Here is a 26,931-nt window from a genome sequence, read left to right as displayed (position 1 = left end):
ATGAGGAACAAACTAACCTTTAAAATGAATATGCCAGAAATAAATTTATATATAGTTATTATAGGTATAGCAAGTACTATACTGCTTTTTTATAACTTATATATAGGATGTTTATTTTTCTTCGGTTTTGTATATATAGTTGCTCACAATTGGAGAATAACTAATATAAGAAGGAAAGAATGGACTAATTATATTCAGAATTTATCATTAGATATAGACGAGACTACTAAAAAAGCTATATTAAACTTGCCGATACCTTTATGTATACTTGAATTTGATGGAAGTATATCTTGGTATAATAGTAAGTTTAACGATATGGTAGAATCACCAGATTTATTAGGTGTAAATATTGATAATATAGTCAAAAATCTAAATCTTAGGAAAGTCCTTAATGAAAATAAGGAAATGTATACTGATATAAAATATAAGGATAGAGAGTATACAATTGTTTATAATGTAATAAAAAATGAAAAAGAAAAAAATGCGAAATATTTAATGATGCTGTATTGGTTAGATAAAACAGATCATTTAAATCTTCAAAAACAATATGAAGATGAGCAAAATTCTATGATGTTAATCCAAATTGATGGATATGAAGAAGTATTAAAAAGCACAGACGAAGATAAAAGACCATTGATAAATGTTGAAATAGAAAAGATGTTAACATCTTTAGAAACAGAGTCAAAAGGTGCATTAAAAAGAACTTCAAAAGACAAATTTGTTCTTGTTATGAATAAAAAAGAACTAAAAAAATTAGAATGTGATAAGTTTTCTATATTAGATAAGATAAGAAAAATTGACTATGGAAACAATCTCCCGGTAACGATAAGTATGGGAATTGGAATAGATGGCGATACAGTAAATGAAAATCTAAAGCTTGCATCTGGAGCTCTTGACCTAGCATTAGGTAGAGGAGGAGATCAAGCTGTTATAAAAACTAAAGATAAATCAGTGTTCTATGGAGGAAAATCAAAAGCTATAGAAAAAACAACAAAAGTAAAATCAAGACTTATAGGTCATGCGTTAAGAGAGGTAATTTTAGAAAGCGAAAATATATATATAATGGGACATAAGTACCCTGATATGGATGCCATGGGATCTGCCGTTGGTATTTATGATATATGTAAATCGTGTAATAAATTTGCCAATATAGTGTTAGAAGAAACAAATGAATCTATTGAAGAGTTTACTAAAAGATTAAATTCAATGGACTATTATAAAAACATGTTTATAGATCAAGATACTGCTATAAAAAATTGTACAAAGAATACTTTAGTTATTGTAGTTGATACTCATAGACCTAACCACACAGAATGTGAAGAACTGCTAAATATATCAGAGAAAGTTGTTGTTATAGACCACCATAGAAGAGGTGTAGAATTTATAAATGACACTGTACTATTATTCCATGAGATATATGTATCATCTACTTGTGAGATGGTTACAGAATTAGTTCAATATATGGAAGATAATGTTAAGATAAATAAACTGACAGCAGAAGGACTGCTTGCAGGTATAAGTCTAGATACAAAGAACTTTGCATTTAAAACTGGTGTTAGAACGTTTGAAGCAGCTTCGTACCTTAAAAAGGTTGGAGCAGACACTGTAGAAGTTAAAAAGTTATTTAACTCAGATATAAAAGACTTTATAACAAAGGCAGATATAATACAAAGTAGTAAAATAATCGATAATAATATATGTTTAGCATACTCTAATGCAGAAATAGATAATATAAACATAGTTATTGCACAGGCTGCCGATGAATTACTAAACATAAGGGATGTAGAAGCATCTTTTGTTTTAGGTAAAAAAGGCAACAAGATATTTATAAGTGCAAGATCATTAGGTAAAATAAATGTACATGTCCTTATGGAAAAGCTAGGCGGAGGAGGTCATATAGATATGGCTGGCGCCCAAGTAAAGGACGTTTCACTTCAAACTGCATATAAAATGGTGCAGGATATAATAGAAGAAAACCTAAAGGAGGATAAATAGATGAAAGTTATATTATTAAAAGATGTAAAAGGAACTGGAAAAAAAGGAGAAATGAAAGAAGTAAGTGATGGATACGCAAGAAACTTTTTATTCCCTAAAAAATTAGCAGTTGTAGCTGATAATACATCAGTGAAAGAATTAAAAGAGAAAAATAAATCTCAAGAAATAAAGGCTCAAAAAGAATATGAAGCAGCAGTAGAACAAGGAAAGAAAATGGAAGAAATGAACGTAGCTATCTACTCAAAATCAGGAGAAGGCGGAAGACTATTTGGTTCAATAACTTCAAAAGATATAGCAGAACAATTAAAGAAACAACACGGAATAGAAGTAGATAAGAGAAAGATATCATTAGATGAGCCAATAAGAGTATTAGGTTCAAGAAAAGTAGATATAAAAATACATCAAAAAGTAACAACTACAGTAAGAGTTGATGTAAAAGAAAAACAATAGTCTAAACACTTGAGGTGATAAAAAATGGAGGATATGACTAGAATTCCTCCACATAGTGTGGAATCAGAACAATCTATATTAGGTTCTATATTACTTGATAAAGATGCTATGATAACAGTCAGTGAGACTATAAGGCCAGATGACTTTTATAAAGAAGCACACAAAATCATATATGAATGTATGATAAAGTTAAGTAATAAAGGTGAACCAATAGATTTAATAACATTAACAGAAGAATTAAGAAAGCAAGGTCACTTAGATGATGTTGGTGGTATAAGCTATATAACTAGTCTTTCTACCATAGTACCAACTACATCTAATGTTAAATACTATGCTGATATAGTAAAAGAAAAATCAGTGCTTAGAAAGCTTATAAAGGCTTCTAGCGATATAATAAATTTAGGATATGATGGCTCTACAAAAATAGAAGATGTATTAGATAAAGCTGAAAAGAAAATATTTGATATATCTCAAGAAAAAGCTAGTGATGACTTTAAATCTATAAATTTAGTACTAATGGATGCTTATGATATGATTGAGCATCTATATAGTTCTAAGGCTGAAATGACAGGTGTAACAACTGGATTTAGAGATTTAAATAAAAAGATAAATGGAATGCAAAGAACAGACTTACTATTAATTGCAGCGCGTCCTGCTATGGGTAAAACTGCATTTTCATTAAATCTTGTTCAAAATGCAGCCTTAAAAGGCGATGCATCAGTAGCGGTATTTAGTCTTGAGATGTCTAAAGAACAGTTAGTACAACGTATGTTATCAGCGCAATCAAATGTTGAGCTTAACAAGTTAAAAACAGGAAAGCTTAATGAAAATGATTGGCCAAGAATAATTGATGCAATGGCAGTTTTATCAAATGCTAAAATACATATAGATGATACTCCAGGTATTAAAATTTCAGAACTAAGATCAAAATGTAGAAAATTAAAAATAGAGCAAGGATTAGATTTAATATTAATAGATTACCTTCAGCTGATGGAAGGTGAAGGTAATAATGAAAGTAGACAACAAGAGATATCTAAGATTTCGAGATCTTTGAAAATCATAGCGAAAGAACTTAATTGTCCTGTAGTTGCATTATCTCAGTTATCTCGTGCACCAGAGCAAAGGGCTGATCATAGACCGATGTTATCAGACTTAAGAGAATCTGGAGCTATAGAACAGGATGCTGATATAGTAATGTTTTTATATAGAGATGAATATTATCATCCAGATTCAGAAAGAAAAAACATTGGTGAAGTTATAATAGCAAAAAACAGACATGGTGAAACTGGCTCAGTGGAACTAGTTTGGCTTGGTGAAGTTCAAAAATTTGCGGATAAATCAAGGGATATGTAGTTTCAAAAATATCAACAAATATCCACAGAACATACTTTTGACAAGCTCGAAATGTGTGGATACATGTCCTAAATTATGTATAAACATTGAAATTTAGGCAAAAAATTATCCACAATATCCACAGAACACCTGTTGATAAATGTGAATAAAATAAAAAGCAAGCTATATAGCTTGCTTTTCTTGTTTATAAATACAAAATTGTATGGGGGAAAAAATGTGTTGAATATAAATGTATTATATATATATCCAAAAATAATGGAAGTAAACAGAGAAATTAATTTATTTAGAATAATTGATAAAAATTTAAAAGAAACAGTAGTAGTTTACTGTGAAAAGTTAGATAATGAATATAAAATATATATTACTAACACTATGCATGGCCAAGTGGAAAATATTTGTAGTGTTAATAATTTAGAAGAATTAGACATTTGGATGAATAAATTTAGAGCTTTAGAAAAAGATATTATAAGTATAGATAATTTAGAAAATATAGAAAAATACATATTAAAAATTTACAAAAAGTAAAAAAGTTTGAAAACATATCGAATGTTTGATAAAATGTATTAGTAAAGTGTTCGAATATCTATGATAGAGGTGAATGAAATGAAGACAGTTGCAGTTGTAGGATCTCAATGGGGAGACGAAGGAAAAGGTAAAGTTATAGATTACCTTGCTACTCAAGCGGATGTAGTAATAAGAGGACAAGGCGGAAATAATGCTGGACATACTCTAGTGGTTGGAGGAAAGAAATTTGCTCTACGTTTAATACCATCAGGAGTTTTAAATGCTAATATAGTAAATGTAATAGGAAATGGTATAGTATTTGATCCAAAAGGCTTCTTAGAAGAAATAGAGATGCTTAATAAAGATGATATAGATACAAGAAATATAAAAATAAGTGATAGAGCTCATGTAGTGTTCCCATATCACAAAGAATTAGATGCTTTAGCTGAAGAAGCTAGAGGAGATAACAAAATAGGTACTACTAAAAAAGGTATAGGACCTTGTTATATGGATAAAACTGAGAGATCAGGAATAAGAATATGTGATTTAATGGATAAAGACATATTTGCTCAGAAGTTAAAGCCACAAATAGAAGCTAAGAATAAGTTAGCTACAAATATATATGGTAAAGAAGCTATGTTTGACTTTGAAACTATATACAATGAATACTTAGAGTATGCTGATAAAATAAGACACTACGTTGCAGATACTTCTGTAATAGTTTATGATGCAATAAAAGCAGGTAAAAAAGTGTTATTTGAAGGTGCTCAAGGTACATTATTAGATTTAGATTTAGGTACGTATCCGTACGTTACTTCTTCTCATCCAGTATCAGGTGGATTTGCTGTAGGAGCAGGTGTAGGGCCTAATATGATAAAGGATGTTGTAGGTATAGTTAAAGCTTATACTACAAGAGTAGGAGAAGGACCATTCGTTACTGAATTAGAAAATGAAATTGGTGAACAAATAAGACAACAAGGTCGTGAATTCGGAACAGTAACAGGTAGAGCAAGAAGATGTGGTTGGTTTGATGCTGTTATAGTTAAATATGCAGCTAGAGTAAACGGATTAACTAGTATATCTTTCATGTTATTAGATGTTTTAACTGGATTTGATAAGATAAACATATGTACAGCTTACAAAATGGGAGACAAAATAATAAATGATTTCCCAGCTTCATTAGAAGATTTAGCTAAATGTGAACCTATATATGAAGAATTAGATGGATGGAATGAAGATATAACAGGAGTAGAGAAGTTCGAAGATCTTCCTGAAAATGCAAAGAAATATATATCTAGAATAGAAGAATTAGTTGGTGTAAATGTTGATATGGTTTCAGTAGGACCAAATAGAACACAAACTATAATAAGAAAGAATATATTCTGTTAATAAATAAAGTATAGTGAGATATTATCTTGCTATGCTTTTTTATTTAACAAAAATTTTCCATATATTTTTACTAAATATGGTATAAAATTTCAGTGAAAATATATAAAAATTTATAAAAATGAAACTTTTTATCAAAAAAATGTTTAAAAATCCAAGTGATTAAAATGAGTATATTACTGAGGTTGAGGTGATTTGTAACTATATTTTTAAATGTTATTTGAAAAAAATAAAAAATTTTTAAAAAAGTGTTGACGAAAGTTTAATCAGATAATATAATATTATTTGTGAGCGAGAGAAATCGCGAAACAAGTCGAAAGACAACTAAGTAAAAGATGATCCATTAGCTCAGTCGGTAGAGCACCTGACTTTTAATCAGGGTGTCCCGCGTTCGAGTCGCGGATGGATCACCATTTATGGCCCATTGGTCAAGCGGTCAAGACACCGCCCTTTCACGGCGGTAACAGGGGTTCGATTCCCCTATGGGTCACCAATTTCCCGGGACTATAGCTCAGCTGGGAGAGCACCTGCCTTACAAGCAGGGGGTCACAGGTTCGAGCCCTGTTAGTCCCACCATTTTACATATATGCGGCCTGGTAGTTCAGTTGGTTAGAATGCCAGCCTGTCACGCTGGAGGTCGAGGGTTCGAGTCCCTTCCAGGTCGCCAATTACACACTTTGCTGGTGTGGCTCAACGGTAGAGCAGCTGACTTGTAATCAGCAGGTTGTAGGTTCGATTCCTATCACCAGCTCCATTTAAAACTCTTAGATTTTGTCTAAGAGTTTTTTTTATATTTAAAATTAGTACATGAAAATTTTTTCGCTTTCAGCGAAAAATAATAAAAAAAGTAGAAGATATAATATTTATCTCCTACTTTTTTTTGTTCCCATCTTAAGTCTTTACCTATAAATTTTACCATTCTAAATTTATCAAAAATTCTAGAGAATATTCTTTGTGCATAAGCTTCTCCTAACTGTAAAGGAGTTAAGTTTGTAGAAATTATTGTCTTCTTTCCGTTTAATAATCTAGTATTTAAAATATTAAACAGTTCACTATTTGTAAATGAGTTTGCTAACTCAGTACCTAAATCATCAATAATTAATAAGTCACATTCAAAAAGATTGTTATAATTATCTTTACTTATATGTTCATCAGTATTTTTAAACTTATAGTCTTCTATAATCTCAAACATTTTAAATGATGTTTGATAAATAACTAAATGACCTTTATCTAAAAGAGATTTTGCGATACAGTTACACATAAATGTCTTTCCAAGTCCTGTATCTCCATAAAATAATAAGTTTTCGTCGTTATCTTTATCAAAATCAAGAACAAATGATTCACATATAGATACTATTTCTAATATACTTTGCTGAGGAGACATATTAGCCTCTGGTATTATCTCATCAGAAAACATAGATGGATCTATAGTTGAAAAATTTTGGCTATCAAGCATTCTAGATAAATTTGACATTTTATAGGCTTCATTTATAATTTGCTGCTTAAAGCAATTACATTTGTTACCATTTTTCAAAAATCCTCTATCTTTACATAAATTACAGTCATATTGAATATCTAAATATTTCTTTGGCACCTTAAATTTATCTAGTAAATACTCTTTCTTTTCTTTGAGTTCATTAATTTTATTTTGAGCATCAATTACAATAGATTCTTTATCTTTAGGATTTAAAAGAACTAATTTTGCAAGGCTTAATCCTAATTTAGATATTTCATCATCTATTTCTTCTATTTCAGGTATTTGAGAATATACATCTTTTTTTCTCATTTCTAAATCTGATTCAGCTTTGTCTCTTTTTCTTTCATAAGATGTAAGTATATCTCTTATAGTTACTTCATTCATTTAATCACCTACTTAAATTTATCTCTTTGACTTTCTTGAAGAATTTTTTCTAGCTCATCAGGACTATACTTATTAAATGTTTGGTTTATATTATGGAACCTAGTTTTAACTGTTGGTACAGCACCCTTTTTATTGTTAGTAACAGAGCTTGATTTTTTTTCGTCGGCTTTTTTCTTATTATACTCTTCTTCGTATAATTTTAAATCATCTAGAGTCTTAACATTTTTATCGTTCCACTTTTTAATTACACCATTTATAAACGTAATAGAAGGATTTGAGACGTTTTTAGCCTTAGAACAAGCTTGAAGTATTAGCTCAATATCCATATTGAATTTATCAATCCATCTATCCATATCTTCTTTTTCAGCTCTCGATGGATTTCTAGAAAATCCTAACTCATTAAATATAGTTCTATATAACATATACCTTTCGCTTCTTACAGCAAAGGAATCTTTAACATCTTGTGGTGTGTATAAATTAGCGTCATACCAATTTCTAATTATACCCTCAATATATTTAACAGGCCTTGAAGAACCATACTTGTCCTTTACATGCTCATAAGCACAGAGTATCATATCTGGACTCATATTATATTTATCCATTATCTCCATTATACTCAGCTTTTCACCTGGCTCTAGATATCTTCCAACTATTTGATTTATAGTATTAAACATTCTTCTAATATTAGGATCACTAGAAGTATCAACAATTCTATCTGAATTAGATTTAATTGAAGGTGTATTAATTAGTATATTATCTGCATATAATTTTTTCAAATCTAAAAATTCTATTGAATAATCAAAATCTTCAAGACCTTCATTTTTATGCATTTTAACTAATCCTTTACTTTCCCAAAATTTCCAAGCAGAAATTACATCAGAAAGAGGGATATTCAAGTCTTTAGCAATTGATTCGTTATTAAATTTAGGATTAAAACCAGGGTTACACACGTTTCTATATGCTAATAAGTAAACTTGTGTGTATAACCCATTTGCCATAGGCATATATATATCTATAAAGATATTTGCAATAGAAGTTTCACCTAAGTCTACTTCACTAACTTCTTTAAAAAACATTTTATCACCTCAGATTAAATTATATCATAAATGTACAAGACTTTAATTGTAACCTACAATTATAAAATTGAATTACAAAAATCATTGCAAATTTATCTTGCAAGAAAAACTTATAAATTATTCACGAAAGATAGGAGGGAGATAATTTGGTAATAAACTTTACTAAAAAAGTGAGAAAAATATTATCAGTAGTACTTACATTAGTCCTATTGATGGGAGGGGGATTATATCTACATAGGAGCAAAAATGATGTACCAGCTCTAAAAGTAAATAATGAAAAAAGCAGAAATAGATATACAATGGATATTATTTTTAATGATGAAAGCAAGAGAATAATGTGTAATCAGAATATAGAGTATGTAAATAATACAAAAGTTACTCTAGATAAACTATATTTCCATATATACCCTAATGCATTTTCTAAAGAAGAATTTGCTCCTTTTGAGAAGGAAGAAATGAAACAAGCATACCCAAATGGATTTAATGAAGGATATATAGATATAAAAAATATTTTAAATAATGGCAAAAAATTAGAGCATGAAATTAAAGGAGAAAAAAATGATTTACTAGAAATAAAATTAGGGAAACAAATAAAACCAGGAGAAAAAATATCAATAGATATGAAGTATAACGTAAAACTTCCAAATTCTGAAGGTAGATTTGGATATGGAGAAAATACTATTAATGTTACAAATTGGTTCCCTATAGCATGTGTGAATGATGATAGAGGATGGAACCTAAAGGGGTATGAAACAGTTGGGGATCCTTTTTATAGTGAAACAAGTGACTTTTATGTTAAGATGTTACTTCCTAAAAAATATAAAATTGGTTGCACAGGAAACATAGTAAATCAAAAAGGAGACAATGACAAAACTCTTTATGAAATAGAAGCAAAAAAAGTTAGAGATTTTGCTTTCGTTTTAAGTGATAAATTTGATGTGAATAAAGATTCTTATAAAAAGACAGTGATAAATACATATAACTTAAATGCGAATCTATCTGAGGATGCAACTAAGGTAGCTAAAGATTCTATTAGAATTTTTAGCGAATTATTTGGAGAATATCCATATGATACATATTCAGTAATAGCGAGTGATTTTTTTATAGGTGGAATGGAATACCCTACATTAGTTATGATAGATCAAAGCTTATATAATGAGAAAAATAAATTCCTAATGGAATACGTAATAGCACATGAAACTGCGCATCAATGGTGGTATTCAGTAATAGGAAATGACGAAATAAGCGAACCTTGGTTAGATGAAGCACTTACAGAGTATTCTACAGTACTATACTTTGAACAAAAGTATGGAAAAGATGTTGGAAATAAACTTATAAAAACTATGGAAGTTCAGACTAAAAATCATTCTAGTGAAAATATATTTAAACCAAGTACTGAATATAGAAACTCAATAGATTATAGCTTAAATGTTTACACTAAAGGGGCATTAGCTTTTAATGAAGTTAGAAAACAAGTAGGAGATAAAGTATTTTTCGATACATTAAAAGAATATTTTAGTAAATATATGTATGAAAATGTAAATGGAGTGAAATTTGTAGAATTATGGAATGGTAAAGGTGTAGATATAGATAAAATAATAAGGGAATACAAGTAAATTTTAACTTGGGCATTAAATTTTTATTTAATGTCCTATTTTTTTGGTATAATATAATCTATGATTATGAGAAAATGAGGTGACATAATGCTAAAGTATTGTTCAATAGGAAGCGGAAGTAGTGGGAATTGTCATTATGTAGGATATAAAGATACAAATATATTAATAGATGCAGGCCTTAGTGGGAAAAGAATAAGTACAGGACTTGATGATATAAATGTAGATGCTGAAAATATAAAGGGAATATTCATAACACATGAACATTCAGATCATATAAAAGGCGCAGGTATAATATCAAGAAAATATGATATACCAATATTTGCAAATATAAAAACATGGTGTGCTATGAAAGATAAGCTTGGAGAAATAAAAGATAGTAATATGAAAGTTTTTGAAAATGATAAAAGCTATTCTTTAGGAGATATAATAATAAGACCATTTTCAATACCTCATGATGCATCAGATGCAGTTGGATATAATTTCTATGCAGAAAACGAAAAAATGTCTATAGCAACAGACATAGGATGCATAACAGATAATATAAAAAGGCATTTATATAAATCAAAATTAGTAGTATTAGAGTCTAACTATGATGAAAGTATGTTAATGATGGGGTCGTACCCATATTCTCTTAAAAGAAGGGTAAAGTCTGATAATGGGCATTTATCAAATGAAGATGCAGCTAGATTTTGTGTAGATCTTATAAATGAAGGAACGGAAAGAATATTATTAGCTCACTTAAGTAAAGAAAATAATTTTCCAGAGCTAGCTTATGAAACTTCAAAAGGGATATTAACTCAAAATAATATAATAGTTGGACAAGATGTAAAGCTAGATGTATTAGCTAGGGAAGAAATATCTGATATTTATAAAGTGAAATAGGCTATATACAATATGAACGGGACAAAAGGAGAAATTTTATGAATATAAGTGTAATAAGTGTAGGTAAGTTAAAAGAAAAATATCTTAAGCTAGGAATAGATGAATTTGCAAAAAGGCTATCTAAATATTGTAAGCTAGATATGATAGAGCTAGATGATGAAAAGTGTCCGGAAAATTTAAGTGAAAAAGATATGCTTATAGTTAAGGATAAGGAAGGGAAGAAGATACTTAATAAGGTAAAAATAATAGTTATGTTATAGCTCTTGCCATAGATGGTAAGAATTTATCTTCTGAGGAATTGGCAGATACTATGAGTAAGTTAGCAGTTAGAGGTAATAGTCATATTACGTTTATAATTGGTGGGTCTTTAGGGCTTTCTGATGAAGTTTTAAATAGAGCTGATTATAAACTATCTTTTTCTAAGATGACTTTCCCTCATCAAATGATGAGACTTATATTATTAGAGCAAGTATATAGAGCATTTAGAATAAATAACAATGAACCGTACCACAAGTAACGGAGCGTGTTTTTGATAAAGATATAGTAGCAGAAGAAGTAGATAGTTAGGGTATATCTATGATAATTTCCCTAAAGGTATTAGAAGATTATATGATGACACATAGATACAAATAAAATCAAGTAATTAAAGAAAATAAGGAAAGGCTAATAAAAAAGCCTTTCCTTATTTTTATAAAACTTAAGACAGTAGAAAAAATACTAAACTCTCTTGGAGTATTAATGATTTGGTGTGATAAATTAAATATTAAAATATATATATTTATTAATAGAATTATTGAACTTGATTTCTTTTACTTAAAACTACATATTATGCATATCTTTTAATGATTGAATGAAAAATAAATTCTTTAAAATAGTTGCAAAGGAAACTAATATATGTTAAATTAAAAATAGTTGCAAGGGAAACTAATATCGACAAAGGAGAGACACGTTCATGGAAAAAAATGTTCAAAATAATGGTTGTCTTTGGACAAAAAACTTCATTATTATAAATGTGATAAACTTATTAATATTTTTTAGTTTTCAGATGCTATTACCTACTCTTCCAATTTATGTAAAAAAGCTTGGTGGGACAAACTCCGTTATTGGATTAGTAACTGGAATTTTTGTAGTATCTTCAGTGATAATTCGTCCGATTTCAGGATTACTTCTTGATAAATTAGGACGTAAGAAGGTATTTTTAGTTGGATTAATTATATTGATCTTATCTGTATTTTCTTATTCATGGCTTCCATTTATCAGCATTATTCTTATAATACGTTTTATTCATGGTTTTGGATGGGGCGCAGTAAGTACAGCTTCTAGTACTATTGCTTCAGATAATATACCAAAGGAGCGTTTTGGGGAAGGAATGGGATATTTTAGTTTGACAAGTAGTTTAGCTATGGCTATAGCTCCTGTAATTGGATTATCTCTGATTTCAAAATATAGCTTCAATGTACTATTTTATGTATCTACTATACTAGCTGTACTTGGATTCATTACTACTTTTAAACTAAAGTATAAAAAAATCGAAAATAAAGAACACAGTAAAATAAGGGGTTCATTGTATGAAGAATCATCTATTTATCCTTCAATTATAATATTTTTTGTGACAGTAACTTATGGTGCATTAACTAGTTTTTTACCTCTTTACGCGGCAGAAAAAGGAATACAAAATATTGGAATGTTCTTTACTGTTTATGCAGCAGCTTTATTTATTTCTAGGCCATTATTTGGAAAAGTTATAGACAAGCTAGGTTTTGACTATACAATTATTCCAGGTTTGATATGTATAGTTGTAGCTATGGGACTTTTATCCAAGTCATCAAATATGTGTATGTTTTTAATTACCGCATTTATTTACGGAATAGGCTTTGGAGCTACTCAATCAAGCTTACAGACTATGTCAATGGCCGGAGTTCCTTCAGAACGTTTAGGTGCTGCAAATGCTACGTTCCTTACAGCATTTGACTGTGGGATAGGATTAGGTTCAATCATTTTAGGATTAGTTTCATCAAATGTTGGATACTCAGAAATGTATCTTTGGGCAGCTGCATCTGCTGTTATAGCATTTATCCTTTATTTCATTATTGGTAGAAAAGGAAAACTACAAATACAAGAGTAATACTTTTTAGTATTCAAAGTTAGGGGAATCTCATATAAAATCAAATAAAAACACATAAAGTTAGCTCTGCGTTTTATAGACGTCAGAGTTTTCTTTTTATACAAAAATATACAATTTAGTAAATGATACAAGTTAGATAAGTTAAAATAATAATCTATAATTTTAAAATAAGTATGTTTATATTTAATAATTGCAACTATAAATATTTAGCTATATAATTAAGATGATTTCATAGGAAACTAATATAAAGGAGATAAGTTAATATGAAGAACATTAGTAAATTCAATGCAGCAATTTATAGAAATGGTCAAAGTATAATGAATTATAAGCTTAGAGACCTAGATATTAAAAGTGGTCAACAGGATTTTTTTTACGTAATTTCAAAAAATGAAGGTATAAGTCAGAAAGAGTTAAGTGAATACCTATATGTAGGCAAATCAACTACTGCAAAAGCAGTAAAAAGTTTAGTGAAAAATAATTATGTTAAGGTAGAGCGGGATGAAAATGATAAACGTATTCACAGGTTATATTTAACACAAAAAGGAAGAGAGACTATTCCTAAGATAGAATCAGTATTTTTAGAATTAACGGATATCTTTACAAAGGATTTATCGGAGTACGAAAAAGATCAAACGCTTATAGTTCTAAAAAAGATATTAAATACGCTTTATGAAGAGAAAAATAAATTAAATTCTGATATTGATTAAAGTAATTTTAAATTGTGTTGGTATCTATTATCGATACTTATTGATGTAAAATCTTTAGGGAAGAGCGTTTATAACACATGAAAAATTAGGGATAAAACAACCTCCTTTATAGGCGTAACGGAGAACCGTATCATAAGTAAGTGATACGGTTTTATTTTTATATACAGATTATATAAAATGAACATGGATATAAATATGATAAAATTTATATAGTAATTTAATAAAAATATGGATTTTAGATTATAAAAATGAAGTTTATGTATGTAGTTGCATAATAGCAACCTATAATTTACAAGATGCAACTGTAATATGATAGCTAGAGTAAGTATGTTTTGATAGTATAAAAGTATAAATTTTATTAGGGGGATATTATATATGGAATTTGGAGAAAAACTATTAGATCTAAGAAAGAAGGAAGGAATGTCTCAAGAAGTTTTAGCTGAAAAATTAAATACAAGTAGACAAGCTATTAGTAAATGGGAAAATGGGCAAGGATTCCCAGAAACAGAAAAGTTACTTAAAATAGGTAATATATTTGATGTTTCGATTGATTATTTATTAAAGAACTCTGTAGAGAACAAAGAAGATAGAAAAGATGGTTATTATGTAAGTAGGGAAGTGGCTGAAGGATTTTTAATTAATGAAACGAAAATGGCTAAGAATGCTTTAATTGGAATTAGTACTATTGTATTTTCATATATACCATATTTAATATTTAAAGATAGGTTTGAAATTTACGTTATAATAGTTTCAATTATGGTTGCTATAGGGGTAGGATTCTTACTTAAAGGAATAATGCTTGAAGATAACTATAAAACATTAAAAAAAGAAGCTTTAATTTTTGATGAAAAGGTATTAAAGGATATAAATGAAAAGTATGACAATATAAAAAATAAGTATAATGTCTTAGCTGGAGTAGGGATTTGCTTAATATGTTCAGGTTTAGTTGTACTTTTCTTTTTGAAGAAAGATTTAATTATAGGAATAGATACAACCGGATATCAAATAATTTGTACATTTTTAATCTCAGTAGGAGTTTGTATATCTGGATATTTTATGTCTATTATTGAAGCTTATAGAATATTAATTAAAAATCAAGACTATATAAATAAAGCTAGCTTCAAGCTAATGAAAAAAATTAAGGAGAAAATTTAGTTTGAATTGCTTAATGTAATAAAAAATATATAAAACAGTGCTCTATAGAGTAAGATACGGAAAAACGTATCACAAATAAGTGAGATTTTTAGCCTCAGGTATTGATATGACTTACCTAAGGCTATTTTTATTAGCAAAGGTATTGTATCATAAGTAATAATGTATTTATAAAATATCTTTATTATATTCCTTTTAAGTTAGCAGTTACAATTAGCTAAATTATAAGATATAATAAACTTAAAATATTAACATAGCGGTATAGTATATATCTAGACTCATGTTAATTATAAGAAAAATAATCTGGAGGCAAGATAATGGATAAAAAGGATTTTTCTAATTTAGAAGATCAAATTATGTCTACAGTTAGCAATGCACTTAAAGCAATAGATTTTGCTAATTTGACAAGGGATATTAATGATAAAACTGATGACACTTTAAATCACTTTAAATCAAAGTTTAATGGATACAGTGAAAAACATATGAGTTTAAATAAAAAAGCTAAAAATGATATATCAACATATATTAGTAAAAGACCAGCTGGAAGTATATCAGGAATACTTTATATATTATTCGGCGTGAGTGGATGTTTAATTTATGGTTCTTCAGTGTTGATATCTCTAATATTTAAGCTATTATTTGATGGTGTTGCTATCATAAGTAGCAATATTATTTTTGGAGTTTCACTTGTAATCTTTGCAGTAAGTTTAGGTTTATTAGTAAGAGGAATAAAATTAAGAAAAAGATTAAGTCGTTTTAAGAAGTATGTAAGATTTATTGACGATAATAGTTATTTCTTAATTAAGGACTTAGCGAAACTTGTTAAAGAGAAAGAGAGTTTTGTTGTTAAAGACCTAAGTAAAATGATTGATTTAGGTATGTTTTTAGAAGGACATATAGATGAAGAAAAAACTTATTTTATGTTAAATGATGAAGTCTATAGTGACTATTTAAATTTAAAAAAGCAACAAATGGCCAAAGAAAGTAACAAGGAAAAATTAAATGAAAAAATAAATAATTTAGAAAAAGAAGAAATAGAATCTACTATTAGAATAGGAAGAAATTATATTGAACAAATAAAAACTGTAAGAAATGAGATTTATAAAGAAGAAATAGCTATAAAGTTAGATAAATTAGGAAACATTGCAAATCAAATCCTTAGTAATGTTGAAAAAAATCCTAAAAAGATACAAGAGGTTAATAAATTTATAAATCATTATCTTCCTATTACTATAAAATTAATTAATTCATATAAAGAGTTAAATAGTCAATTAGTTCAAGGGGATAATATAAAAAATGCTAAAAGTGAAATTGAAAAGAGTATTGATCTTATTAATAACGCTTTTGAAAATCTATTAGATGATTTATTTGAAGATGTTGTTTTAGATATTTCTACAGATATTTCTGTTCTTAAAACATTATTTAAACAAGAGGGATTGACAGAAGATGATTTTAAAAAGTAAGTTTTAAACAAAAGGGAGGCATTAAAAATGAGTGATGAATTCAAAGAAGAGTTTATTGATATAAAACCAGAATTAACATTTCAACCATTTGGGGAGGAAGTGCTTGATGTAAAAGTAAAAGAAGAAAAAGTAGAAGAAAAAATAATTGATGAAATCCAACTTACAGAAGAAGAGAAAAAAATGGTTGATCAATTTGTAGATAAAATAGAGATAACTAATTCAAATTCTATTTTACAATATGGGGTAGGTGCTCAAAAGAAAATTTCTGATTTTTCACAGTCAGCACTGAGTAATGTAAAAACTAAAGATTTAGGTGAAATTGGGGAAGTACTATCTAGTGTAGTTTATGAATTAAAGAACTTTGAAGAATCCGAAGAGAAAAAAGGAATTTTAGGTTTCTTTAAAAAAGGTAAGGATAAAATTTCTCAAATGAAAATAAAATATGAGAATGTAGAGAACAATATTGGTAAAATGTGTAACATTCTTGAATCGCATCAAATACAACTTTTAAAAGATATTGCTATGCTAGATAAGATGTATGAAATAAATAAAGTATATTTTAAAGAGCTTTCTATGTATATCTTAGCTGGAAAAAAGAAACTTCAAAAATTAGAAAAAGAAGAACTTCCTAAGTTACAAGAAAAAGCAAGAAATAGTGGGAACCCTCAGGATGCTCAAGAATTAAATGATTTTGTGGCTCTTTGCAATCGCTTTGAAAAGAAAATTCACGATTTAGAATTAACTAAAATGATTTCTTTACAAATGGCTCCTCAAATTCGTTTAATTCAAAATAATGATTCATTAATGTCTGAAAAAATACAATCTACAATTATAAATACTATTCCACTTTGGAAAAATCAAATGGTTTTAGCACTTGGAGTTGCTCACGCTGCTAATGCTGCAAAAGTTCAAAGAGAAGTAACAGATATGACAAATGAACTTTTACGTAAAAATGCAGAAATATTAAAAACTTCAACTATAGAAACTGCAAAAGAGTCTGAAAGAGGAATTGTTGATATTGAAACACTTAAAGCTACTAATGAATCATTAATTTCAACTCTTGATGAAATACTTAATATACAAACAGAAGGACGTCAAAAACGTAAGGAAGCTGAAGTAGAATTAAGAAATATTGAAGATCAATTAAAAAGTAAGCTTTTAGATTTTAAATATTAGTATATGTTTAAATAATGTATATAGAAGCCAAGAAAATGGTTAAATGAAAGAGCCTTAGAGGTGACTGAAAATATAGGTAACGTTGGGAACTACTAATTGTAAAGTAACGGCAGCTTAAGAATATATACAAAAAGTAATGTCTATGAATAGGGTAGGTCGTAAAAGAAAGAGTTGTATTTGTTAGTATATAAAACCATATCACTTACTCGTGATATGGTTTTATTATTAACGACTTAACATAAACATTCATAATTGGATTGTGATAATCCTTCATCCAAGATTATAAGAATTAAGAATAAATATTAGGTAATAATGTATTATTTTGTCACTAATAAATATCTCAATGCATATAATGCAGGGAAAACATTTTTAGGAGGTATTATATTATGATAAATGATCAAAGATATGTTATTTTATCACTTGAATTACATTTGTTTTTTGCAAGAATAATGAAGGAACACTCTTTCTTTTTAGAAGCTGGGTTTACGCCTAAAGACTCAAGTCTTGCTAATGAAGCAGAATTTTATAAAAATGAGTTTGAAAAACTACTATCAAATACAGTGGATACTAGCAACGGGATAATAAGATCAAATGTCTTAAATTCTGGGGAAATTATAACTGACTTTACGTTAGAAGCAGAGAAGCAGACTCAAAACTTCACAGGCATAAGGATAAATACAAATATAACTAGGAGAGAATTAGAACTATGTAGTGGAAGAAATCCTAATGTTAGTTCTAATCTAGTAAACTTTGTATGTCGACTTAATGCAAATGCACAGAGACTTCTTAGAGGACTTATTAATTTTAAGCAGAGAATACTAGATGATGTTTTGTCATGCAATATATTCACATTTAATTATCCGTTACTTATTGAACATATATTACGTGAAGCAAAACTATATCTTTCATTAGTAAATGACCTTGAAAATGGGGTTGATATTGATTCTAAGGATACTAGAGAAACAGAGTTATTTTGGGATCAGATTATGATGGAACATGCACAATTTATAAGAGGATTACTTGATCCTACTGAAGAAGAATTGATTGATACTGCAGATGAATTTGCTCATGAATTTAAATGCTTAAGGAAAGAAGCTCTAGCTATGACAGATGCCACAATAGATAGTGTTACAGATGAAACTTTATGTCAAACTATCCAACTGAAAAACTTTAAGCAAGCAGCTACAGAAGGAATCTCTGATTGTGAAATAAGATCAATAATACTTCCACTTCTTGCAGATCATGTGCTAAGAGAAGCTAATCATTATATTAGATTATTAGAAACTTATGAAGAAATATAATATAATTCAATAATCTTAAAAGATGAGTAAAGGGTTAACTTTAACTTTGAGATAATTAAGAAGCTTAAAATATATTAAATAATATGGAGTTAAAAAATAGGAAATTATATAATTAATAAAGGATACGGTTCACTATTTTTTACAAATAATATGTTATAATTTTGATAAAAACCTCTCAGGTTTATGTATCATATGAGAGGTTTTTAAATTTATAATAAAAATGATGTAGTGTTAAATAAAAATGTAAGAATTCATTAAAAATTTGAAATTTATCAATATTAAGCTATTTAAATAAAAAGCTTAGCAATCGCGCTCCGTAGAGTAAGGTACGTAGAACCGTACCACAAGTAAGGGAGCACGGATTTTGTAATATAAAGACACATATATCTATAAGATGGATGTGTCTTTATTATTTTATAACTGAAAGATTAATAACAGACTAGAAGATGTGCATTTTTATGCAAAATAGTTTTGGAATTATTTATATTAAAGTATAATTGTAGTGTGTAGATTTATCTGCATAAGATTATTTAGACAAAGAAACCAGAGTCTGCGGCTAAAGATGATATTGATAGTTTAGTGAGTAGATTAAGGTCAACCTTAGAGTATTGGGTTGGTATGACTGATAATATGATAAGAATTAAAAAATATATTTAAGAAAAAGGAGTTATTATGGCTAAAGTGCGAAAAATGCTTGGAAAAGCAGATTCACCATATATTGTTTCTCTTATGGGGCTAATAGAAACACAAAGTAAAAATACAATTGTAAAATGGTGTAATGAATATGCAAGGGAGCATATTCTACCTATTTATGAAAAAGATTATCCCAAGGATTCTCGTTTAAAAAATGCATTGAATGCATCTAATGAATGGCTAGAAGGAAATATAAAATTAACAGAGGCAAAGAAAATTATTAAGGAAGCTCAAATAGTTGCAAGAGAAGTAGAAGGAAATCCAGCTGCACAAGCTGCAGCTAGGGCAATTGCAGCAACAACGGCAACAATTAATACTGTAACGAGTTCTTTAGGGCTTGCATTTTACGGTGCTGCAGCTGTAGCATACTCATCTATTGGCGTGAATGAGAAGGTTGAGGTTTATGATGAAATTGCAGCAAGAGAGTGCAAAAACATGGAGAATGCTTTACGTAAAGTTGCTATAATGGATGAGCCTAATCCAGCGAAGATAAATTGGAATTGCTAAATATAATAGCTTTAATAACTTTCAAATATCATTTTTTTAGATTAAAGAATAATATAGAAAATTACACTCTGTAGAGTAAGGTACTGAGAACCGTATCACAAGTAAGGAATCTAGATTTTGATAAATAGTATAGAGCTACAAATAAATGAAGATGTAAAATAATATACTTAGTGAATGAAGGGCCGACTGAAGAATGCAAAGACCCTTCATTTTTTCATGTGATTATGATTAATTATAAGGCCTATTAAGTAATGAAATTTATTAATTAGTTTATATACAGTGTAACGAATAAAGATTTACATTAAATTTAAATTCAGATTTATAAAATTAGTTAAAATATCCAATATTCATTATGATACCAATAAAAAATCTAAAAAATAAATAGAATAGATAAATTATTTGTAGAATATTTTATAAATATTTAGCCATTAAAACTGTGTCGTTATTCTTATAGATTAATATAATGATACTAGAGAGGAGATGGTTAAAAAATGAGTATAAAAAGAAATGAGAATAACCGAGATTTACAATGCATGCATGATATGTGCAAAAGGTACATGAACTATCATACTTTGTTTACAATGAAAGATGGAAGTACATTTGATGGAATAATTGAACATGTAGATGCAGATTACGTTATCGTATTAGTTGGGGAGGATGTAATAGATCATGGTTGTGGAGATGAACATGATGAACAACGACAATTTGGTCGTCCTAGAAGATTCAGACGCTTTAGACGTAGAGTTTTTCCACTTTCATTTTTAGAAACACTATTATTATTATCTTTCCCTTTTAGAGATTAATACCTATTAAATAAAAATACCCACCAAAGAGGCTTAAACTAATCTGTACATAAATGGATATGTTTAAGCCTTAATGCATTATTTATATAAAAAAACGTTTAAAATATCTTTATTATCAAGTGTGGCAAGCAAGACATTTTTTACATCAGTTTGATATAAACTTTCCAATTTGGAAACAACCCAGTTTTCATCTTTATTAAGCCATTTTAGCTCATTGAAATTAATTTTACCTTCTTTAATAATTGTTCTTGGAAAATTAAAAGGTTCTATTTCTATATTCAAAGATGAAGGTGTAATTGGCTCGTATTTTGGATGTAAAAAAACAGAAATTTTACCATTAGGCTCCCAAGTTGCTAATGCTACCTTTTTCACATCTTCTACTTTTTCTTCACGCAATTCCTCTAATAATACATCAATTGATATTCTTGCTTTTTTTAATCCGCTATAAAGGATTTCACCATTTTGAACAATTGTAATTGGTGAATTATTAATAAGTCTTCTAAGGGACGGAAACTTAAGAATTATGAATAATCCACCAACATATAGGATAACTAATACAAGAGTTGTAATAATGGAACCTTCTAATCCAAGTTTTTCATCAGACAATGGATGGGCAATAATATTACCAATTACTAAAGTAATAGCAAAATCAAGTAGTCTTAATTGAGAAATGGAACGTTGACCTAAGAGTTTTGCAATAGCCAGCAAAAAGAAAAAAGCAATAACAGCACGGAGTACCCAGTCAATTGTGCTAAGTGTTTCCTGACTACTAAAAAAATCCATATAAAATATCTCCTTTATCTAAAATATTTAACATTTATGTTATTTTAACCAATAATTGATGAAAAAATTAGCGGAAAAACTTATCACAAGTAAGTGATACGGTTTTTTATTTTAAAGTTTTGTTGACATAGAGAAAATTAACTGCTACGCTTATTACATACCGAACGAAAGTATGTAAAGGAGAATTAAAATGGCAAGAAATAAAAATCCTGAGATTACAATAAACCGTATTCTCGATACATCAATGGATTTGTTTTTAAAAAAAGGATATGATAACACTACTATTCAGGACATAGTAGACGCTTTAGGAGATTTAAGCAAAGGAGCTATTTATCATCATTTCAAATCCAAAGAAGAAATAATAGAAGCTGTTATACCTAGACTTTATGATTCATCAGATAGTCAACTTTTAGAAATAAAAGAATCTACCTCTTACACAGGGCTAGAAAAACTTAAGCAAATGTTGTTTATTTCTTTAAAAAACCCTGGTCAAGAAAGGTTGGCTACTGCAGCGCCTAATTTAATGAAGAATCCTAGATTTTTAACTCAACAACTTTACAATACAGTAGAAAGTATTGTACCTAACCTTGTAGAGCCGATTATTAGAGAAGGTATAGAAGACGGATCTATAGCTAGTAATAATCCAAAAGAGCTTGCAGAAGCATTCATGATTTTAATGAACATATGGATAAATCCAGCTATATTCCATTGTACAGAAGAAGAATTTAAGAATAAGTTTAACTTCTTTAAAAAATTAGTATCAGATTTAGGTATTCCTGTGCTAGATGATAGTGTTCTAGAAGTATTAGAAAGATATAGAGCTATTATCGAAAGAGAAAGAAAGTAAAAATATAGCACAATTTATGTGGTTTATGCATAGGTTAAAACAATACTGCCCAAAGTGGCAGTTTAATTTTAAATTTATACATACCGAACGAATGTATTTAAATTTAAAATTATAATATTAATATATGGAGGTTGTTCAATTGAATAATAAAACAAAACTTTTTAACAAAAACTTTACTCTGATGGTAATAGGTCAAATAATTTCTCTTTTTGGAAATTCAATCTTAAGGTTTGCATTGCCACTTTATCTTTTAGATACTACAAACTCTGCAGCTTTATTTGGAGCTGTGTCTGCCTGTTCTCTAATTCCTATGATTACAGTAACTCCTTTTGGAGGAATTATTGCAGATAGAGCTAATAAAAGAAATATTATGGTGTTTTTAGATTTTTTAACAGCTTTATTAATTACTGTTTTTTTACTTTCTATTGGAAAAATAAACTTAGTATTTATGTTAATAGTTACATTAATGATTTTATATGGAATCCAAGGAGCTTATCAACCAACTGTTCAAGCCAGTATACCGCTTTTAGTAGATAGAGATAATTTATTACCAGGAAATGCCGTTATAAATCAAGTTAGTTCACTTGCAGGCTTATTAGGTCCTGTAATAGGAGGTATTTTATATGGATTTTATGGACTTATGCCTATTTTAATAGCAAGTATAATTTGCTTCTTTGTATCTGCGGTTATGGAAATATTCATAAAAATACCTTACACAAAAGAGGAAACTACATTAAGTGCCTTTTCTATTGTAAAGGAAGATTTTCTAACTAGTTTAAATTTTATATTTAAAGAGAAACCAGTACTTTTTAAAACGATTGGTATAATATCTTGTTTTAATTTATTCTTAAGCTCTTTAATAATGATTGGTATTCCGGTTATTATTACTCAAGTATTAAATATGTCTAGTCAAGCATATGGAATAACTCAAGGTATGCTAGCTTTTGGAGGACTATGTGGTGGAATTATGACAGGGGTTTTAATGAATAAAGTTAAGATTTACCACAGCCATATAATTTTATTAGTTGCTATATTAGGTCTTATTCCAATGGGTGTTGTACTTATGTTTAATGTAGATGCTATGATTTCTTATATTGTTGTTACAGCTTGTTGCTTCTTAATAATGGCAGTATCTACTTTATTTAGTATTCAAATTTTAACTTTTATCCAAAGTGAAACACCAACTCATCTTACTGGAAAAGTTATTTCATTCTGTTTGGCTATGACAATGTGTGCTACTCCTATTGGTCAAATTATATATGGATATTTATTTGAAGCACTTAAAAATGATACACATATAATTATATTCGTAGCTGCTTTAGTTTCTGGCTTAATAGCACTTATGTCTAAGAAAGTTTTTAGTAGTCTAAAAAAAATTGAGGTATGTGGAGAGGTATGTAATGATAGAGAATAAATTCATATATACCTGTGTCAATATTATTGTTGGGATGCTAAATATAATGATAGTAATGACTTTAGTGATATCTTTTGGGTTTGTGATTTTAGCATTATGTCTAGTAAACGGAGCACTTTTTCTAACAGTTATTTTTGGGGTTTTAAAAATATTTATTCCTAGTTTACCAGTAAATGTAGGAATAAATAATATTATACTTGATTTTATAATTGTATGCGTAGCAGCAATTATGAGTTATTATTTATATAAATTCTTAAGCTTATATGTTCCACAGTACCTAAGCTTTTTATCTATTTATATGAAAAAAAGCTTTGCATTTAAGTTTAATATATAAAAAATTCAATGCTCCGAGGAGTAAGGTGTGGAGAACCGCATCACAAATAAGTGATACGGTTTTTTTATGTACAAATAAAATATTATATAGAAACATTACTATTATATTTTAAGAATTATACAAAAAATCTTAATTTTAAGTTTTTTTTATATTATAGGGAATATTATCTAATATAGTGGTCAATATATAACTATAAACTAAAAATAATAAATATAGGAGAGAAATGTATATATTTATTATGGACATCCAGTTATGTAATTTCTACTGAGGTTTTATTTGTAGATCTACTATTTAATGATAAAAAGGTAATGACAATAAGTTAAAAAATTTCGTGTAAAATAAAATATTATTTTATTAAAGGAGTGGTTTATATGGGAAATGATAATAGTTTATTAAGATGGATAGGAAGATTTATACTAGTTGCAATTATTTTGATGATAACATCATTTTTAACTCCAGGATTTACAATCAATGGAATGTGGTCATATTTAATAGCAGCTGTTGTAATATCAGGATTAGATTATTTAGTAGAGGCATTTATGGGAGTTGATGCATCACCTTTTGGTAAGGGAATAAAAGGGTTTATAATTGCAGCAATAATAATATACTTAGCACAATATGTAGTTCCTAATATGGGAGTATCTATTATGGGAGCAGTATTGGCAGCTATAGTTATTGGAATTTTAGATGCAATATTTCCTGCTAGAGCTATGTAAATTTAAATATTTTATATATAACCAAAAGAAGCATAGTACTCATTTAATTTAGTGAGTATTATGCTTCTTTTACATAGGAATATAAATAATTTTAAAAAATATTTATAAGCTATAAATAAAAGTAGATTGACCTATGATAGTTTGGGGTATTAGAATATTCGTATAATACATGGAAGGAATTGTAGCATGAAAAAAATATTTAAATTATTGAGTTTATCAATTTGTATCGTAATAATGGGTGTATTCTTTGTAGGATGTAGTAAAAATTCTTCTGAAGAAATAAGCTTTTTTAACTATGGAGAAAATATAGATCAAGAAACTATAAAAGAATTTGAGAAACAATATGGTATAAAAGTTAATATTGAAACTTTTGATGATATGGAAACTATGTATCAAAAGGTTAAGAGTGGAGGCGTAAAATATGATGTTATTTTAGTGTCTGATGCTTTAATGCCAAGAATGATTAAAAAAAATCTTGTCCAAGAACTAAATAAAAATAATATACCTAATATATCTCAAATGGATGAAGAATATTTAAACCTAGAAATAGATCAAGGTAATAAGTATTCAGTACCTTATATGTTTGGAACAATAGGACTTATTTATAATAAAGATGTAGTAAAAGAAGAAGTAGATAGCTGGGATATATTATGGAATGAAAAATATAAAAATAAAATTTTTATGTTTGATACATATAGAGATACAATGGGAGCAGCTTTAAAGAAGCTTGGATATTCTTTAAATTCAACTGATCCAAAAGAAATTGAAGAAGCAAAAGAATTATTGTTAAGTCAAAGAAAACTAGTAAATCCAATATATGGTGTTGATAATGGAACTACAATGATTCCAGCAGGAGAATCTGACATAAATATGATTTGGTCTGGAGAAGGATTAAATCTTCAAGATGAAAATCCTAATTTAGTTTATGTAGTACCTAAAGAGGGAGCAAACTTCTGGATTGATAGCTTATGTATACCTAATAATGCTAAAAATGTTGAAGGCGCTGAAAAGTTCATAAACTTTGTAAGTGATAAGAAAAGTGCATTAAGAATAGCTGATGAAATAGGATATACAACTCCGAATAAAGAAGCAAGATTAGAACAACCAGATAAAGTTAGAAATAATCCTAATGCATACATGACTAAAGAAATAATGGATAGATGCGAAATCTATGCTGATTTCCCTAAAGATGTTAAAAAATTATATGATGATGCATGGATAAACATAAAATCAAGCAATTAAGAAAACAAGGAAAGGCTAATAAAAAGTCCTTTCCTTATTTTGTTAGAAAATTGACTTTATTATCATATAATGTTATAATTTCTGTTAATATTTACCAAAAAATAATACATCAATAGATTGTGGGGGACAAAAATGGCATATAAATGGTCTGATGATTTACTAACAGGCAACATGCAAATTGATACAGAACATAAAGAACTAATAAAGGCAATTAATGATTTATTAGAAGCTTGCAATAAGGGAAAGGGTAGAGCTGAATTAGAAAAAACAGTAAAATTTTTATCTTCTTATACAAAAACTCACTTTTCGCGTGAAGAAGTTTTACAAATGAAATATAAATATCCTGATTACAATAATCATAAAAAGTACCATCAACACTTTATAGATACTGTTGAAAATATACAAAAAAAACTTTTAGCTGATGGGCCAAGCATTGCTTTGGTTGGTGAAATTAATAGTAAAGTTGCTAATTGGATAATTAGTCATATAAAAAGAGAAGATGTTAAGGTAGCAGCACATATAAGAAATAATTCTAAATAATTAAA

Annotated in this window: 24 protein-coding genes, 5 tRNA genes and 1 pseudogene; 27 read left to right on the top strand and 3 right to left on the bottom strand. The window is 28.3% G+C overall.

Going from position 1 to position 26,931, the window contains the following annotated elements:
- The 10 genes from BN899_RS15870 to BN899_RS15825 all read left to right on the top strand — a co-directional run bounded on the left by BN899_RS15870 (position 1) and on the right by BN899_RS15825 (position 6,442).
- Positions 1–1,995: a DHH family phosphoesterase gene (locus BN899_RS15870; protein ID WP_042277453.1), complete on the top strand. Its 1,995-nt coding sequence runs from the start codon at positions 1–3 to the stop codon at positions 1,993–1,995.
- Positions 1,996–2,445, top strand: coding sequence for a 50S ribosomal protein L9 (rplI, locus tag BN899_RS15865; RefSeq protein WP_042277451.1), 450 nt, complete (start codon positions 1,996–1,998; stop codon positions 2,443–2,445).
- Positions 2,446–2,469: 24 nt separating this feature from the next.
- On the top strand, positions 2,470–3,798 hold the full coding sequence (gene dnaB / locus BN899_RS15860; protein WP_042277450.1) for a replicative DNA helicase: 1,329 nt from the start codon (positions 2,470–2,472) through the stop codon (positions 3,796–3,798).
- 216 nt (positions 3,799–4,014) lie between these two features.
- Positions 4,015–4,323 (top strand): hypothetical protein, encoded by a 309-nt coding sequence (locus BN899_RS15855; protein ID WP_147568589.1) that lies wholly within the window; start codon positions 4,015–4,017, stop codon positions 4,321–4,323.
- Positions 4,324–4,401: 78 nt separating this feature from the next.
- Complete coding sequence (locus BN899_RS15850) at positions 4,402–5,691, top strand: adenylosuccinate synthase (RefSeq protein WP_042277448.1); 1,290 nt, start codon at positions 4,402–4,404, stop codon at positions 5,689–5,691.
- A 334-nt stretch (positions 5,692–6,025) separates the two neighbouring features.
- A tRNA-Lys gene (locus tag BN899_RS15845) sits at positions 6,026–6,101 on the top strand.
- Positions 6,102–6,106: 5 nt separating this feature from the next.
- Positions 6,107–6,181, top strand: a tRNA-Glu gene (locus tag BN899_RS15840).
- A gap of 7 nt (positions 6,182–6,188) precedes the next feature.
- Positions 6,189–6,264: transfer RNA gene (locus BN899_RS15835), tRNA-Val, on the top strand.
- 14 nt (positions 6,265–6,278) lie between these two features.
- Positions 6,279–6,355: transfer RNA gene (locus BN899_RS15830), tRNA-Asp, on the top strand.
- Positions 6,356–6,367: 12 nt separating this feature from the next.
- Positions 6,368–6,442: transfer RNA gene (locus BN899_RS15825), tRNA-Thr, on the top strand.
- A 21-nt stretch (positions 6,443–6,463) separates the two neighbouring features.
- Here BN899_RS15825 and BN899_RS15820 read toward each other — a convergent pair.
- Together BN899_RS15820 and BN899_RS15815 are read right to left on the bottom strand one after the other, a co-directional pair.
- Positions 6,464–7,549 (bottom strand): ATP-binding protein, encoded by a 1,086-nt coding sequence (locus BN899_RS15820; RefSeq protein ID WP_071162455.1) that lies wholly within the window; start codon positions 7,547–7,549, stop codon positions 6,464–6,466.
- 8 nt (positions 7,550–7,557) lie between these two features.
- On the bottom strand, positions 7,558–8,625 hold the full coding sequence (locus BN899_RS15815) for a DnaD domain protein (protein ID WP_042277446.1): 1,068 nt from the start codon (positions 8,623–8,625) through the stop codon (positions 7,558–7,560).
- 146 nt (positions 8,626–8,771) lie between these two features.
- On the opposite strand from BN899_RS15815, the gene BN899_RS15810 reads away from it, so the two are divergent.
- The 11 genes and pseudogenes from BN899_RS15810 (at position 8,772) to BN899_RS15760 (ending at position 21,050) form a co-directional block, all read left to right on the top strand.
- Positions 8,772–10,241: a M1 family metallopeptidase gene (locus BN899_RS15810; protein WP_042277444.1), complete on the top strand. Its 1,470-nt coding sequence runs from the start codon at positions 8,772–8,774 to the stop codon at positions 10,239–10,241.
- An 87-nt stretch (positions 10,242–10,328) separates the two neighbouring features.
- Complete coding sequence (locus tag BN899_RS15805) at positions 10,329–11,123, top strand: MBL fold metallo-hydrolase (protein ID WP_042277441.1); 795 nt, start codon at positions 10,329–10,331, stop codon at positions 11,121–11,123.
- A gap of 38 nt (positions 11,124–11,161) precedes the next feature.
- Positions 11,162–11,640: pseudogene (gene rlmH, locus BN899_RS20865) on the top strand (23S rRNA (pseudouridine(1915)-N(3))-methyltransferase RlmH).
- 435 nt (positions 11,641–12,075) lie between these two features.
- On the top strand, positions 12,076–13,248 hold the full coding sequence (locus BN899_RS15795; protein WP_042277439.1) for an MFS transporter: 1,173 nt from the start codon (positions 12,076–12,078) through the stop codon (positions 13,246–13,248).
- 263 nt (positions 13,249–13,511) lie between these two features.
- On the top strand, positions 13,512–13,955 hold the full coding sequence (locus BN899_RS15790; RefSeq protein WP_042277437.1) for a MarR family winged helix-turn-helix transcriptional regulator: 444 nt from the start codon (positions 13,512–13,514) through the stop codon (positions 13,953–13,955).
- A 375-nt stretch (positions 13,956–14,330) separates the two neighbouring features.
- Positions 14,331–15,110, top strand: a complete 780-nt coding sequence (locus BN899_RS15785; RefSeq protein ID WP_042277436.1) for a helix-turn-helix domain-containing protein — start codon at positions 14,331–14,333, stop codon at positions 15,108–15,110.
- A 314-nt stretch (positions 15,111–15,424) separates the two neighbouring features.
- Entirely contained in the window at positions 15,425–16,570 is a 1,146-nt protein-coding gene (locus tag BN899_RS15780; RefSeq protein ID WP_042277434.1) for a 5-bromo-4-chloroindolyl phosphate hydrolysis family protein, read from the top strand.
- A gap of 27 nt (positions 16,571–16,597) precedes the next feature.
- Positions 16,598–17,746, top strand: coding sequence for a toxic anion resistance protein (locus BN899_RS15775; protein ID WP_042277432.1), 1,149 nt, complete (start codon positions 16,598–16,600; stop codon positions 17,744–17,746).
- 386 nt (positions 17,747–18,132) lie between these two features.
- Positions 18,133–19,047: a DUF2935 domain-containing protein gene (locus BN899_RS15770; protein ID WP_042277430.1), complete on the top strand. Its 915-nt coding sequence runs from the start codon at positions 18,133–18,135 to the stop codon at positions 19,045–19,047.
- 672 nt (positions 19,048–19,719) lie between these two features.
- Positions 19,720–20,247 carry a putative immunity protein gene (locus BN899_RS15765; protein WP_042277428.1) on the top strand — a complete coding sequence of 176 codons (528 nt, stop codon included), beginning with the start codon at positions 19,720–19,722 and terminating at the stop codon, positions 20,245–20,247.
- A gap of 542 nt (positions 20,248–20,789) precedes the next feature.
- Positions 20,790–21,050, top strand: a complete 261-nt coding sequence (locus BN899_RS15760) for a hypothetical protein (protein ID WP_330362582.1) — start codon at positions 20,790–20,792, stop codon at positions 21,048–21,050.
- 78 nt (positions 21,051–21,128) lie between these two features.
- On the opposite strand, the gene BN899_RS15755 is transcribed toward BN899_RS15760, so the two are convergent.
- Positions 21,129–21,833: a DUF421 domain-containing protein gene (locus tag BN899_RS15755; protein ID WP_042277424.1), complete on the bottom strand. Its 705-nt coding sequence runs from the start codon at positions 21,831–21,833 to the stop codon at positions 21,129–21,131.
- Between the two features lie 190 nt (positions 21,834–22,023).
- Between BN899_RS15755 and BN899_RS15750 the strand changes: the two genes are divergently transcribed.
- The 6 genes from BN899_RS15750 (at position 22,024) to BN899_RS15725 (ending at position 26,926) form a co-directional block, all read left to right on the top strand.
- Positions 22,024–22,680, top strand: coding sequence for a TetR/AcrR family transcriptional regulator (locus tag BN899_RS15750; protein ID WP_042277421.1), 657 nt, complete (start codon positions 22,024–22,026; stop codon positions 22,678–22,680).
- Between the two features lie 139 nt (positions 22,681–22,819).
- Complete coding sequence (locus tag BN899_RS15745; RefSeq protein ID WP_042277417.1) at positions 22,820–24,094, top strand: MFS transporter; 1,275 nt, start codon at positions 22,820–22,822, stop codon at positions 24,092–24,094.
- Positions 24,081–24,428, top strand: a complete 348-nt coding sequence (locus BN899_RS15740; protein ID WP_042277415.1) for a hypothetical protein — start codon at positions 24,081–24,083, stop codon at positions 24,426–24,428. Before BN899_RS15745 ends, BN899_RS15740 begins: the two co-directional genes overlap by 14 nt.
- A 371-nt stretch (positions 24,429–24,799) precedes the next feature.
- Positions 24,800–25,144, top strand: coding sequence for a phage holin family protein (locus BN899_RS15735; protein WP_042277414.1), 345 nt, complete (start codon positions 24,800–24,802; stop codon positions 25,142–25,144).
- 186 nt (positions 25,145–25,330) lie between these two features.
- Complete coding sequence (locus tag BN899_RS15730) at positions 25,331–26,386, top strand: ABC transporter substrate-binding protein (RefSeq protein ID WP_042277412.1); 1,056 nt, start codon at positions 25,331–25,333, stop codon at positions 26,384–26,386.
- A 132-nt stretch (positions 26,387–26,518) separates the two neighbouring features.
- Positions 26,519–26,926 carry a bacteriohemerythrin gene (locus BN899_RS15725; protein ID WP_042277406.1) on the top strand — a complete coding sequence of 136 codons (408 nt, stop codon included), beginning with the start codon at positions 26,519–26,521 and terminating at the stop codon, positions 26,924–26,926.
- The last annotated feature ends 5 nt before the right edge of the window (positions 26,927–26,931 follow it).

This window comes from Faecalimicrobium dakarense, from assembly GCF_000499525.1.
GTDB classification, from domain to species: Bacteria; Bacillota; Clostridia; order Peptostreptococcales; family Peptostreptococcaceae; genus Faecalimicrobium; species Faecalimicrobium dakarense.
The sequence above is the reverse complement of the archived record's forward strand: the minus strand, read 5'-3'. Positions and strand labels throughout refer to the sequence as shown.

What these genes read in the sequence shown, in the direction of transcription:
- BN899_RS15870 (WP_042277453.1), top strand. Translation starts at nt 1, where the DNA reads ATGAGGAACAAACTAACCTTTAAAATGAATATGCCAGAAATAAATTTA.
- rplI (WP_042277451.1), top strand. Translation starts at nt 1,996, where the DNA reads ATGAAAGTTATATTATTAAAAGATGTAAAAGGAACTGGAAAAAAAGGA.
- dnaB (WP_042277450.1), top strand. Translation starts at nt 2,470, where the DNA reads ATGGAGGATATGACTAGAATTCCTCCACATAGTGTGGAATCAGAACAA.
- BN899_RS15850 (WP_042277448.1), top strand. Translation starts at nt 4,402, where the DNA reads ATGAAGACAGTTGCAGTTGTAGGATCTCAATGGGGAGACGAAGGAAAA.
- BN899_RS15820 (WP_071162455.1), bottom strand. Translation starts at nt 7,549, where the DNA reads ATGAATGAAGTAACTATAAGAGATATACTTACATCTTATGAAAGAAAA.
- BN899_RS15815 (WP_042277446.1), bottom strand. Translation starts at nt 8,625, where the DNA reads ATGTTTTTTAAAGAAGTTAGTGAAGTAGACTTAGGTGAAACTTCTATT.
- BN899_RS15805 (WP_042277441.1), top strand. Translation starts at nt 10,329, where the DNA reads ATGCTAAAGTATTGTTCAATAGGAAGCGGAAGTAGTGGGAATTGTCAT.
- BN899_RS15795 (WP_042277439.1), top strand. Translation starts at nt 12,076, where the DNA reads ATGGAAAAAAATGTTCAAAATAATGGTTGTCTTTGGACAAAAAACTTC.
- BN899_RS15790 (WP_042277437.1), top strand. Translation starts at nt 13,512, where the DNA reads ATGAAGAACATTAGTAAATTCAATGCAGCAATTTATAGAAATGGTCAA.
- BN899_RS15785 (WP_042277436.1), top strand. Translation starts at nt 14,331, where the DNA reads ATGGAATTTGGAGAAAAACTATTAGATCTAAGAAAGAAGGAAGGAATG.
- BN899_RS15780 (WP_042277434.1), top strand. Translation starts at nt 15,425, where the DNA reads ATGGATAAAAAGGATTTTTCTAATTTAGAAGATCAAATTATGTCTACA.
- BN899_RS15775 (WP_042277432.1), top strand. Translation starts at nt 16,598, where the DNA reads ATGAGTGATGAATTCAAAGAAGAGTTTATTGATATAAAACCAGAATTA.
- BN899_RS15770 (WP_042277430.1), top strand. Translation starts at nt 18,133, where the DNA reads ATGATAAATGATCAAAGATATGTTATTTTATCACTTGAATTACATTTG.
- BN899_RS15765 (WP_042277428.1), top strand. Translation starts at nt 19,720, where the DNA reads ATGGCTAAAGTGCGAAAAATGCTTGGAAAAGCAGATTCACCATATATT.
- BN899_RS15760 (WP_330362582.1), top strand. Translation starts at nt 20,790, where the DNA reads ATGTGCAAAAGGTACATGAACTATCATACTTTGTTTACAATGAAAGAT.
- BN899_RS15755 (WP_042277424.1), bottom strand. Translation starts at nt 21,833, where the DNA reads ATGGATTTTTTTAGTAGTCAGGAAACACTTAGCACAATTGACTGGGTA.
- BN899_RS15750 (WP_042277421.1), top strand. Translation starts at nt 22,024, where the DNA reads ATGGCAAGAAATAAAAATCCTGAGATTACAATAAACCGTATTCTCGAT.
- BN899_RS15740 (WP_042277415.1), top strand. Translation starts at nt 24,081, where the DNA reads ATGATAGAGAATAAATTCATATATACCTGTGTCAATATTATTGTTGGG.
- BN899_RS15735 (WP_042277414.1), top strand. Translation starts at nt 24,800, where the DNA reads ATGGGAAATGATAATAGTTTATTAAGATGGATAGGAAGATTTATACTA.
- BN899_RS15730 (WP_042277412.1), top strand. Translation starts at nt 25,331, where the DNA reads ATGAAAAAAATATTTAAATTATTGAGTTTATCAATTTGTATCGTAATA.
- BN899_RS15725 (WP_042277406.1), top strand. Translation starts at nt 26,519, where the DNA reads ATGGCATATAAATGGTCTGATGATTTACTAACAGGCAACATGCAAATT.